Below are 11,201 nucleotides of genomic sequence, written 5' to 3'. Positions count from 1 at the left end.
TAATCGCGTGGATTAGTGGAAGAAGTTACGCCACGCATTCGGGTTGATGGTGATGATGCCCAGCTTTTGCGCCAAGAAGGCAATGGCCCCGATGGCCAGCGAGGCGATACCGGCGCCCGCGATGCCGGCGAGGAGCCCGCTCTTGGAAGAGCCGTCATCGCCGTTGTCATTGTTGCCGGGCTGATCGGATGCAGAATCGTCTGCCTGGTCGTTGCCGCCCTGGTCATCGTGCTTGATCCACCATTCATTCAAGGTGAGCTTGGCCAAGGTGGTGTTATCGATGTAGTCACCGCGCACAGGATCGGTGTGGGTGGCCTTCGCGCGAAGGGCCTCCGAGCCAGCACCCTGGAAGAAGAATGGGACGACCTGGTTGGTGTGCTGCGTGGAGTACCACTGGTGGCCAGAGGGCAAGGTGTTGTTACCGCCACCGTTCATGGAGTTGAACTTGCCCTCAGAGCGCTCATTGGCACCGGAGAGGTATCCCGTTTCGTGGTCAGCGGTAACCACCAACAGGGTCTCGTCCCAGGAGGAGTTTTCTTCTACCCAGTCGATGGCGGCATCGACGGACTTATTGAAGTCCTGTACCTCTTCGATATCGCGGGCAGATTGGTTGCCGTGGCCGCTCCAGTCGATGGCACCGCCTTCGATCATGACGTGGAAGCCCTCGTCATTTTGGCCCAGCGCGTTGAGGGCGCCGGTGGTCATGGTGGGAAGATCCACGACATCGTTAAACGGAATGTCAAAAGGCTCCGCTGACTCGCCGGTGCGCCCCTGCTGCAAGGTCGAGGCCACAGGCGCCAGGCCGAAGTACTTCTCCCCCGCCGCGACCTCGCCTTGGGCCAAGGCCTCAAATTGCTCCTTGGTTTCGGCGTAGTTCCAGTCGGACTCGCCGGAAGACAGCTTGTTGTAGACCTCTTCAGATAGGTACTTGTACTTGGCCTCATCCTTCTTCTTATTGTCATCGTCGTAGAACGAGTGGCCGGCACCCATGATGACATCAAGATCAGAGTTGAACATCTCATCCGCAATCTCCAGGTAGTTATTGCGGGAAATGTTGTGCGCGGCCCAGGCAGCTGGGGTGGCGTGGCTAAACGGCACGGAGGAGACCACGCCGGCGGATTTTCCGGCCTTCTTGGCGCGCTCGGAGGTGTTTTCCTGCTCGTGGCCGTAATCGTTCACGCCCAGCTTGCCGTTATCGGTCTTCACGCCGGTGGACATGGCGGTGCCGGCAGCAGAGGAATCGGTGTATCCCTTATCCACGTACTCATGGCTAGCCCACGCTTTTTGTGGGTCATAGGAAGAGTTATTTGGGTAGGTGGTCATGGACAGGCGGTTGAAGTCTTCGAAGCGCTGCACGGATTCGCCGTCGAGTTCTTCTGGACCTTCGGCGCTAAATGCGCCATCGACCAGGTACTTGGATTGGCCGGTTTCGTAGAGGTTATTAAATGCCACGTGGCCGTAGCCCATCCCATCACCAATCATGTAGATGATGTTCTTTGGGCCCTGGGATTCGGCGGCGGTGGCTGGGGCAATTGCGCCAGCGGTAGCCACGGTTGCGGCTACGGCAGCGGCGCCAATGCGGAGAGAGGTGCGCATGAATTGTCCTTTGTGGAAGTGAGAGATGAAGAGATGGTGGCTTTGCGAGCAAGAGAGAAGTAACCCAGACATAGCTGGGTGCAAAGCCTTGAATTGAAGATAAAGGCGTGGTTTAACCATGAAAGGAACTGGGCGTTAATAGCTCCTAAACACCGCCGGAACATCTCGTGGCGGGCCTTAGTCCTTGCCCCACTCCCCCTTCGTCACCGCCAGAGTGCCAGCCCGGTGCCGGATTAGTGAAGCAAAACCCACCTCTGCCTACCCCGCGCCGGGCTGGGGCTATTACACTGTGTGTTTATGACTAAACCGAGCGATTCCACGTCGTACCGCTACACCCCTGAGCTGGCGAACCAGATCGAAAAGACTTGGCAGCAGTATTGGAAGGACCACGAGACCTTTAACGCGCCGAACCCGGTCGGTTCGCTAGCCACGGGTGCGGGCGAGCTGCCCAAGGAAAAGCTCAATGTGCAGGACATGTTCCCCTACCCTTCCGGTGCGGGCCTGCATGTGGGGCACCCGTTTGGTTATATCGCCACCGATACCTACGCCCGCTATAACCGCATGCTGGGCAAGAACGTGTTGCACACCATGGGCTACGATGCCTTCGGTTTGCCGGCCGAACAGTACGCCATTCAGACCGGTACGCACCCGCGGACCACCACGATGGCCAATATCGACAACATGCGCCGCCAGCTGGGCATGCTGGGCTTGGGCCACGATCCGCGCCGCTCGGTGGAATCCACGGATCCTGAGTTCTTTAAATGGACACAGTGGATCTTCCTGCAGATTTATAATTCTTGGTTCGATGAAGAGCAGCAAAAGGCCCGCCCCATTGCTGAGCTCATCAAGGAATTGGAGGCCAATAAGCGCACCACCAAGGACGGGCGCTACTACGAGGACTTGTCCGCGCAGGAAAAGGCCCAGGCCGTCGATGAGTTCCGCCTGGTGTACCTGTCCAACTCCACGGTGAACTGGTGCCCGGGCCTGGGTACCGTCTTGGCCAACGAGGAGGTCACCGCGGAAGGCAAGTCTGAGCGCGGCAACTTCCCGGTCTTCCGTAAAAATCTGTCCCAGTGGATGATGCGCATTACCGCGTATTCGGATCGCCTGCTCGATGATCTGGAGCTGCTGGATTGGCCGGAGAAGGTCAAGTCCATGCAGCGCAACTGGATCGGTCGCTCCCGCGGTGCGGAGGTAACCTTCCCCGCGGAAGGCTACGGCATCGACGTGTTTACCACGCGCCCAGATACGCTCTTTGGCGCGGAATACGTGGTCTTGGCACCGGAGCATGAGCTTGTCGATGCCCTCTTGTCCCCCATTCCTTACGACGATGACGTGGACGAGCGCTGGACCTACGGCAACGATGACCCGAAGGAAGCCGTCGAGTCTTACCGCGCGGATATCGCGGCAAAGTCGGACCTGGAGCGCCAGGAAAACAAGGAAAAGACCGGCGTATTCTTGGGCACCTATGCCATCAACCCGGTCTCCGGCAAGCGCATCCCGATCTTCATCGCGGACTACGTGCTGACCGGCTACGGTACCGGCGCCATCATGGCCGTTCCCGCGCACGATACGCGCGACTATGAGTTTGCCCAGGCCTTTGGCCTGCCGATTACGGAGGTCGTCTCCGGCGGCAATATCGAGGAAGAAGCCTGGACCGAGGACGGCGCGTTGGTAAACTCCGCCAACGATAATGGTCTGGACCTCAATGGCCTGAATAAGGCGGAGGCCATCGCCCAGGCCATCGAATGGCTGGAAAAGGACGGCTCCGGTCGCGGCAAGATTCAGTACAAGCTGCGCGACTGGCTCTTCGCCCGCCAGCGCTACTGGGGCGAGCCCTTCCCCATCGTCTACGACAAGGACGGCATGGCTCATCCGCTGCCAGAGTCGATGCTGCCGGTGGAGCTGCCCGAGGTGGAAGACTACAAGCCGGCCTCCTTCGACCCAGAAGATAAGGACTCGGAGCCGCAGCCGCCCTTGGCCAAGGTCCGCGACTGGGTAGAAGTAGAGCTGGACTTGGGCGATGGCCCGCAGACCTACTACCGCGATACCAACGTTATGCCCCAGTGGGCGGGTTCTTCCTGGTACCAGCTGCGCTATATCGATCCCCGCAATAGCGAGGCCTTCTGCGATATCGAAAACGAGCGCTACTGGACCGGCCCGCGCCCCGATGAGCACGGTGAAAACGATCCGGGCGGCGTGGATCTGTACGTCGGCGGCGTCGAGCACGCCGTGCTGCACCTGCTCTACGCCCGCTTCTGGCACAAGGTGCTCTTTGACCTGGGCTTTGTCAGCTCTCAGGAGCCATATCGCCGCCTGTACAACCAGGGCTATATTCAGGCCTACGCCTATACCGATTCCCGTGGCGTGTACGTCCCTGCGGCCGAGGTAGAGGAAAAGGACGGCAAGTTCTACTACAACGGTGAAGAGGTCAACCAGGAGTACGGCAAGATGGGCAAGTCCCTGAAAAACGCCGTGGCCCCGGACGATATCTGCCGCGACTTTGGCGCCGATACCCTGCGCGTGTACGAGATGTCCATGGGCCCGCTGGATACCTCCCGCCCGTGGGCGACCAAGGACGTCGTCGGTTCGCAGCGCTTCCTGCAGCGCCTGTGGCGCCTGGCCATCAATGAGGACACCGGTGAAGTGGCTACTACCGATGCCGAGCTCACCCAGGATGATCTGAAGCAGTTGCACCGCACCATCGCGGGCGTGCGCGATGATTATGAGAACCTGCGCCTGAACACGGTGGTGGCCAAGCTCATCGAATACGTCAACTACCTGACCAAGACCTACCGCACCGAGGCACCGCGCGCGGCGGTGGAGCCCATCGCCCAGCTGGTCTCCCCCATCGCCCCGCACATTGCGGAGGAACTGTGGCAGCGCTTTGGCCACGATGAGACCATCACCTACGAGCCACTCCCCTCATTTGAGGAGAAATACCTGGTAGATGATGAGATTCAGGTGCCAGTCCAGATCAACGGCAAGGTTAAGTCCCGCATCAACGTCGCGGCCGATGCTGACCAAGACGCCGTATTCGAGGCTGCTTTTGCCGATGCCAAGGTGGCTGACCTTACCTCCGGCAAGAACGTGGTGAAGAAGATCTACGTTCCCGGCCGGATGGTGAACCTGGTGGTTAAGTAACCAATGAGCGTGGACGTCTCGGGCCTCTCGCCGTCCAATCAGGACTACCTCAAGGCCCTGTTTAAGCTGGGCGAATGGCACGACGAGCCCGTGACGGTGAAGATGCTCGCCCAGCACATAGGCGTTCGGCTCTCCAGCGCGTCGGATGCGGTGCGGCGACTAGAGAAAAAGGGCCTCGTCACCCATACGCCGTATGGTGCCATCGGGCTGAGTGCCGAGGGGCGTGCCTTTGCCCTTGCCATGGTGCGGCGGCACCGCCTCATCGAGACCTTCCTGGTGGAATCCCTGCACTACCGCTGGGACCAGGTCCACGCGGAAGCCGAGCAATTAGAGCACTGCGTCTCCGATTTCTTTCTGGAGCGCATAGACGCTGAACTGGGGTTCCCGCGCCGCGATCCGCATGGAGACCCCATCCCCAGCGCCGCGGGTGACTACCCCGCAGACTATGCCGCGACCCCCGCGTCCGAGCCAGGAGATCTGCGCAAACTCAGCGATTTGGAGCCTGGCGAGGCCGGCGTAGTCGACCGCATCAGTGATGCGGATGCCGATCTGCTGCGCTTTTTCAGCGAGAATAACCTGACCATCGGCGCTGCCGTGAGCGTGCGCGAAAGCCAGCCCTATTCCGGCGGGATGGTAGTGCGCGTAGAGGGCAACCAGAACGAGAATGCCCAGAATGAGTATTCCGTGGCGTTTTCTTTGAGCTCCCATGCAGCCCGCGCCGTGTGGGTGCGCATGTAACTTTCCTACCCCTCCTCTTTTTGGAAGTTGGGTTATTTGCGCATGTCAACGGTGGTTAGTTGCGACGTAGTTAAAAGTACGTTAGATTTGTAGTTGAAGCAGAAAGTGCGCTTCGGCGCAGCCACTAAGGAGCGAGATGACTACAGCCTCGACGCCACCCTGCGGCACTAAGACCGCCGCTAATCTTGTGTATTTTTCCTCGGTCAGTGAAAATACCCACCGTTTTGTCCACAAGCTGGGCTTTCCGGCGGCACGCATTCCTTTGCGGCCGAAGCGCGAAGGAATGCTCTATGTCACCGAGCCCTTTGTGCTCATCGTCCCGACCTACGGTGGCGGCAATATCAAGGCGGCGATTCCGGTGCAGGTGCGCCAATTCCTCAACGTTCCGGAAAATCGCGCACTCCTGCGCGGCGTCATCACCTCTGGAAATACCAATTTTGGTGAAGCGTATTGCTGCGCCGGGCCACAGATAGCCCGAAAGTGCGGCGTGCCTGAGCTCTACCGTTTTGAGCTGCTCGGTACCGACCGCGATGTTGCCCGCGTACGGGAGGGGTTGCAGGACTTCTTTGCGCACCACCTCTACCCCACCGCCCACGCGTCCATTGCCTGATGGCTAGGGCCTCGAAGACAAAGAAAAGAGAAAATACCGATGAAATATCAAGAGCTCATTGAGCGATCCCAAACCCCGCCGCATTTTCGCCACGATGCCTCCACCCCGTTGCGCCCAGTGAACTGGAATCGCATCTGGGATGATAAGGATTTAGAGGTGTGGAACCGCCTGACCTCGAATTTCTGGCTGCCGGAGAAGGTCCCGCTTTCCAATGACCGCAATGACTGGTCCCGCATGGACCCAGCCGAACGAGACCTCACCATCCGCGTATTTACCGGGTTGACCCTACTGGATACCGTGCAGGCGACCGTCGGTGAAATCAGCCAGATTCAAGATGCCCGGACTGAGCATGAGGAGGCTGTTTATACCAATATCGCCTTCATGCAGGCGGTGCACGCGCGGAGTTATTCCTCCATCTTTTCCACCCTGGCCAGCACCGAAGAGATCGAAAAATCCTATGCGTGGGCCGTGGATAACCCAGTGCTGCAGCAGCGCGCTACCAGTGTGATGGTGCATTACTACGGCGACGACCCACTAAAACGCAAGGTTGCCTCTACCCTCTTATCCTCGTTGCTGCTGTACGCCGGCTTCTATCTTCCACTGCACTTTAGCGTGCACGGGAAGCTCACCAATACCGCTGACATGATCAGGCTCATCCTGCGGGATAAGGCGGTCCACGGTTACTACTCCGGATACAAGTTTCAGCGGGGACTGGACCATGCTACGGAAGCTCGCCGCGAAGAAATGCACGAATTCACCTTTGACCTGGTGCGCAAGCTCTATGATCTGGAGATGCGCTATTCCGGCGAGCTCTATGAACCGTACGGGCTTATGGATGATGTCGCTACATTCGTGCGCTACAACGCTAATAAAGCCCTGATGAATCTGGGCTATCCCAACCTCTTCCCGTACGAGGAATGCCAGGTCAACCCGAAAATCCTCGCGGCACTCACGCCAGGATCGGATGAAAACCACGACTTCTTTTCGGGGTCGGGGTCCTCTTATATCATCGGCAAAGCCGTAGAGACCTCCGATGCCGACTGGGATTTCTAAAATCAACAAGCCTCCACGCGAAAGGACACACATCATGAAACTTCTTGTACTCGTTGGCAGCCTGCGGCGGGAAAGCATTGCGAAGAAGATCGCCAACCATTGACGCGCGACGCTATTTAGTACCGGTAGGGCGGTATCGAGTACCGACCGGTGCGGATATCGGGTACCGGGGGTAGTTTTTAGGCACTCTTTAGTGGACGGCCCACGCAGTGTGTACGCGTGGGTCGTGTTCACGTGGAAGGAGTGATGGTGGTGACGGATTACCGTGCCATCATGTTTGCCTTGGTTGCCGGGAATCGTTCCTGGAACCAGATTCGAGCCGATTTAGGGGTCTCGAAGTCGACGATTGATAAGGCCAGTCGCGTTGTAAGGGACCATCGACTCGATGCTCGTGGGATTGCTGGATTGTCGAATGCCCAGTTAGAGGAGCTATTTCCGGATAACCGGCGTCGCAACGATGCGGAGTTCCTCGCACCGGATTTCAAAAAGGTTGCTGAGCGGATGGTCTCTGGCAAGCGCGTGACGTTGAAAGTCGCGCACGCCAAGTACCTGGAGTTCCCTGTTGGTACTGGTCAGCGTCATTATTCGTATCGACAGTACTGTTCGCTGTTTGAGCATTATGTCGATGTTCATCAGCTGTCAGCGCAACTGAATCACGATCCCGGTGACGAGCTCATGGTGGACTGGTCGGGCGATGGAATGGTCGTTGTGGATCCTGTCTCAGGCCAGCGGGTTACCGCGCACTTGTTTGTAGCTTCATTGCCGCACTCAGGGATGATGCATGTATCGGCGTGGCCGGATCAAAAAATGCGGTCGTGGCTTTTAGCCCACCGTGCGGCTTTGGAGTATTTCGGTGGTTGTCCGCTGCGGTTGATCCCGGATAACGCGCTCACAGCCACGCAACAGATTTCCTGTGGGCTGCGGGGGCGTATCCCGGTTGCGGAGTATTCTACATTTGCCGATTTCTATCAGATAGGTATTACTGCGGCGAAAGGCTACCGGCCGCGGTATAAGGCGAATGTTGAAAAGGCCGTGGATATTGCCCAGCAATGGTGCGTGGAATACCTCGACGACCAGGAGTTCTACAGTTTCGACATGCTCAATAAGGCCCTCGAGGACCAAAGCGATTTCATCAACGATCGCCGTCCCTTCCGCGGGCAGGATATCTCTCGTCGCCAGTTGTTTGAAGACCATGAGCAACAGCTGCTGCGCCCATTGCCCGACCGGCGGTGGTCGTGGTCGCGGTGGAAGAAGTCCAAGGTCGCAATGAACTACCACATCCGGATCGCCAATCACTGGTATTCAGTGCCGTGGAAGCTAGCGGGCAAGTTCGTCGACGTGCAACTTTTTGATGACTATCTGGATGTCTTCTACGACGGTGAGATTGTTGCTTCACATCGTATTGCCCCTGCTAATTATGGCTACTCCACCTTGGATGAGCATGTCCCCGACAACCATAAGGACTTAAACACCCAGTGGAACCGGCAACGCTTGGAAGACTGGGCGAAAAGTATTGGGACCGCGACAGCACAGCTCATCGGCCAGATGTTTAACGCTCGTAAAGTCGAAGCCCAAGCATATTCTAGCGTTCTGGGCGTACTGAACCTATCGAAGGATTACTCCCGAATCGAACTCGAACAAGCCTGTGGTCAGCTGTTATCGCGCAAAGCAGTCCCCAGCGTCAACAAAGTAGCCCAAGAGCTCAAGGATCTAAAACAGGCCGCAGCACAGGCGTATTTGCCCACCGATGTACCACTGTCGACGGCCATCGACACTACGCGTGCGCACCGCCAACAGCCCACGGCGGACACGCCGGACTCTGTGTCGCATGTACGCGGGGCCGGGGCGTTTGCCTTCACTGATAAAGAATGGAAGGTATAGCCATGGCTCTTACCGATGAAGACTTCGAACTGCTCGGTTCTCTTCGCGGGATGCGTGTGTTTGCCACGACGCTGCAGGAGATCGTCAACGATCCCAGTCGTGACTTGGACTCCTTTGAAGACAAGATCAAAGAAGCTCTCGATGCTCTGGGGTTGCCCGCAAATCGTGGACACGTAGTAGAGCTACCTAGCGGTTAGGCAGCGATTTTTTCTTCGTTTCTGGTTTGGGTGATGTGATTTTCGAAATCGACAGGGCGGACCATCCCAAGGGCGGAGTGCCGGCGCCGACGGTTGTAGACTACTTCAATCCAGTAAGCCACAGCCTGACGCGCAGTATCGCGGGTTGCCCAGCGTTTCCGGTCGTAGAACTCGGTCTTAAGCGTCGACCAGAACGACTCGGCCATCGCGTTATCGAAACACACCCCAGTGCGCCCTACCGACTGAGCAACCCCTAGGTTGCGGCACACGTCCCAGAGCTGCTCGCTGGTAAATTGTGTTCCCCGGTCAGCGTGAAACACCAGCCCCTCAGGAACATCACTACGCAGTGTATGTGCCATCCGCAGCGCTCGTTCGACCAGGTATGTATCTTGCACGCTATCCATAGCCCAGCCCAGTACCCTGCGGGAATGACCGTCGCGAACTGCGCATAAGTACAACCAGCCCTCGCCGGTGCGCAGGTAGGTAATGTCCGACATCCATACTCGATTGAGCTCGCCGGTATCAAACATGCGCTTTACCAGGTCAGGAAGAGCAGATTTACGCTTAGATTGAATCGTTGTCACCGGCACAAAAGCACGCGGTGAAATCCCTTCAATGCCCATCAGACGCATCCGCTTGGCCACAGTCTTGCGATTCACACTGATCTGGTAGCGCTCACCTAGCTCTGCGGTGATCCGCGGAGCACCATAGACCTCATCGGAGTCTTTCCAAATCTGATGAATCTTGCGATCAACATCATCGTAAAATGATGCACGATCATCCTTACCGGTTAAGCGTTGCTGCTGTATATGGGTCCATTTGTAGTATCCAGACCGAGATACCTTCAACAAGCGTGCCATGCGCTTGATGCTGTAGTTAGCCTTCTCCTGCTGCATTAATTCGAACTTTTCTCTTCGCGTTGCTTTGCGGCGAAGAAGGCTGTCGCTTTTGACAAAAACTCATTATCCATCTTGGCTTCTGCCAGCTCACGACGCAGACGAGCATTCTCCGCACGAAGATCAGCCTCGCTTAATCCATCGGAAGATCCTTAGGCGTTGACGCTCATTTTTTACCCATCGGCCTAAAAGACCAGGTGCGACACCAATTTCTTTCGCTACATGAGCAATTGGGCGCTGCGATTCGATTACCAGGTTCGCGGCTTCGCGTCGATACTCAGGTGTGTATTTCTGGCGTTGTTGACTCACAATGAACATCCTCTCTTACGGACACAAGATCCGCACTAATCGGGTGTCCACTAAACGAGGGTAACCTCAGCTCAGGTAGCTGCACGTGATTCGAAAGTAATCGAAAAACTCGTCAAAGCCGCCAAGCTACCCAACGCGCTTGCGGCTTTGGAACGCTTTGAAGCACACAGCAACCGAGGGATCACTCCAGACCGTATTGAGCGGTTAGCTACCTGCGACTGGATTACCTACGGCAGAGATCTAACCATCGTGGGAGCTACCGGCACCGGCAAAAGCTTCCTCGCCCAAGGCCTAGCCGTGGCTGCGTGCCGGCATAAACTAACCGCACGCTACTTTAGACTCGCCGACTTAGCCGACGAGTTCGACGCCACAGCCGACGCTGCCTATGAGCGCAAAGCCCTCCTTGAGGAACTGACAAAGCCGGCTGTGTTGGTCATCGACGACTTCCTGGCCACGGACGTATCTGCCTTCGCCTTAGCCCAGGTATTCAACCTCCTGGTCAAGCGGGAGCATTCCTCAACCGTCATCGTCAGCCAGCACGAGCCGGAATACTGGTACAGCGTCTTTAGTGAAAACGCGATCGCCGACGCTGTCCTATCCCGACTTGCAAACAACGGCAGCAAACTCACCCTCATCGGTGAAGACATGCGCACCCGTGACGACTTCCAAGAAGAAAGGGGAACACTTAGCAAACAGCTCAAGCAACGTCAACGGTCCAAACGATAAGCGGGGGTAAAACCGGCTACCGGGCGGCTACCGCCACCCCGGTACCTGGTA

Annotated in this window: 7 protein-coding genes and 2 pseudogenes; 7 read left to right on the top strand and 2 right to left on the bottom strand. The window is 57.3% G+C overall.

The window, feature by feature from the left end:
* Positions 1 to 12: 12 nt before the first annotated feature.
* Positions 13 to 1,596: an alkaline phosphatase gene (locus ACLI1Q_RS11750; RefSeq protein WP_239269591.1), complete on the bottom strand. Its 1,584-nt coding sequence runs from the start codon at positions 1,594 to 1,596 to the stop codon at positions 13 to 15.
* Between the two features lie 297 nt (positions 1,597 to 1,893).
* On the opposite strand from ACLI1Q_RS11750, the gene leuS reads away from it, so the two are divergent.
* The 6 genes from leuS (at position 1,894) to ACLI1Q_RS11720 (ending at position 9,219) form a co-directional block, all read left to right on the top strand.
* Entirely contained in the window at positions 1,894 to 4,740 is a 2,847-nt protein-coding gene (gene leuS, locus ACLI1Q_RS11745; protein WP_284772022.1) for a leucine--tRNA ligase, read from the top strand.
* A 3-nt stretch (positions 4,741 to 4,743) separates the two neighbouring features.
* Complete coding sequence (locus tag ACLI1Q_RS11740; RefSeq protein ID WP_284772023.1) at positions 4,744 to 5,478, top strand: metal-dependent transcriptional regulator; 735 nt, start codon at positions 4,744 to 4,746, stop codon at positions 5,476 to 5,478.
* A gap of 136 nt (positions 5,479 to 5,614) precedes the next feature.
* A complete protein-coding gene (gene nrdI / locus ACLI1Q_RS11735; RefSeq protein WP_023016373.1) occupies positions 5,615 to 6,088 on the top strand; it encodes a class Ib ribonucleoside-diphosphate reductase assembly flavoprotein NrdI in 474 nt (157 codons plus the stop codon).
* Positions 6,089 to 6,127: 39 nt separating this feature from the next.
* Complete coding sequence (gene nrdF, locus ACLI1Q_RS11730) at positions 6,128 to 7,141, top strand: class 1b ribonucleoside-diphosphate reductase subunit beta (protein WP_284772024.1); 1,014 nt, start codon at positions 6,128 to 6,130, stop codon at positions 7,139 to 7,141.
* Positions 7,142 to 7,387: 246 nt separating this feature from the next.
* Positions 7,388 to 9,022, top strand: a complete 1,635-nt coding sequence (gene istA / locus ACLI1Q_RS11725; protein WP_239275901.1) for an IS21 family transposase — start codon at positions 7,388 to 7,390, stop codon at positions 9,020 to 9,022.
* A 2-nt stretch (positions 9,023 to 9,024) separates the two neighbouring features.
* A complete protein-coding gene (locus ACLI1Q_RS11720; protein WP_284849815.1) occupies positions 9,025 to 9,219 on the top strand; it encodes a hypothetical protein in 195 nt (64 codons plus the stop codon).
* On the opposite strand, the pseudogene ACLI1Q_RS11715 reads toward ACLI1Q_RS11720, so the two are convergent.
* Positions 9,216 to 10,433, bottom strand: a pseudogene (locus ACLI1Q_RS11715) (IS3 family transposase). The gene ACLI1Q_RS11720 and the pseudogene ACLI1Q_RS11715 overlap by 4 nt on opposite strands.
* Positions 10,434 to 10,502: 69 nt before the next feature.
* On the opposite strand from ACLI1Q_RS11715, the pseudogene ACLI1Q_RS11710 reads away from it, so the two are divergent.
* A pseudogene (locus ACLI1Q_RS11710) lies at positions 10,503 to 11,150 on the top strand (ATP-binding protein); the annotation flags it as partial.
* Positions 11,151 to 11,201: the final 51 nt, after the last annotated feature.

The sequence above is a fragment of the Corynebacterium limaceinasi genome (assembly GCF_046717465.1).
Classification (GTDB): domain Bacteria; phylum Actinomycetota; class Actinomycetes; order Mycobacteriales; family Mycobacteriaceae; genus Corynebacterium.
This window is presented reverse-complemented; position numbering and strand designations above follow the sequence as displayed.

What these genes read in the sequence shown, in the direction of transcription:
- ACLI1Q_RS11750 (WP_239269591.1), bottom strand. Translation starts at nt 1,596, where the DNA reads ATGCGCACCTCTCTCCGCATTGGCGCCGCTGCCGTAGCCGCAACCGTG.
- leuS (WP_284772022.1), top strand. Translation starts at nt 1,894, where the DNA reads ATGACTAAACCGAGCGATTCCACGTCGTACCGCTACACCCCTGAGCTG.
- ACLI1Q_RS11740 (WP_284772023.1), top strand. Translation starts at nt 4,744, where the DNA reads ATGAGCGTGGACGTCTCGGGCCTCTCGCCGTCCAATCAGGACTACCTC.
- nrdI (WP_023016373.1), top strand. Translation starts at nt 5,615, where the DNA reads ATGACTACAGCCTCGACGCCACCCTGCGGCACTAAGACCGCCGCTAAT.
- nrdF (WP_284772024.1), top strand. Translation starts at nt 6,128, where the DNA reads ATGAAATATCAAGAGCTCATTGAGCGATCCCAAACCCCGCCGCATTTT.
- istA (WP_239275901.1), top strand. Translation starts at nt 7,388, where the DNA reads ATGGTGGTGACGGATTACCGTGCCATCATGTTTGCCTTGGTTGCCGGG.
- ACLI1Q_RS11720 (WP_284849815.1), top strand. Translation starts at nt 9,025, where the DNA reads ATGGCTCTTACCGATGAAGACTTCGAACTGCTCGGTTCTCTTCGCGGG.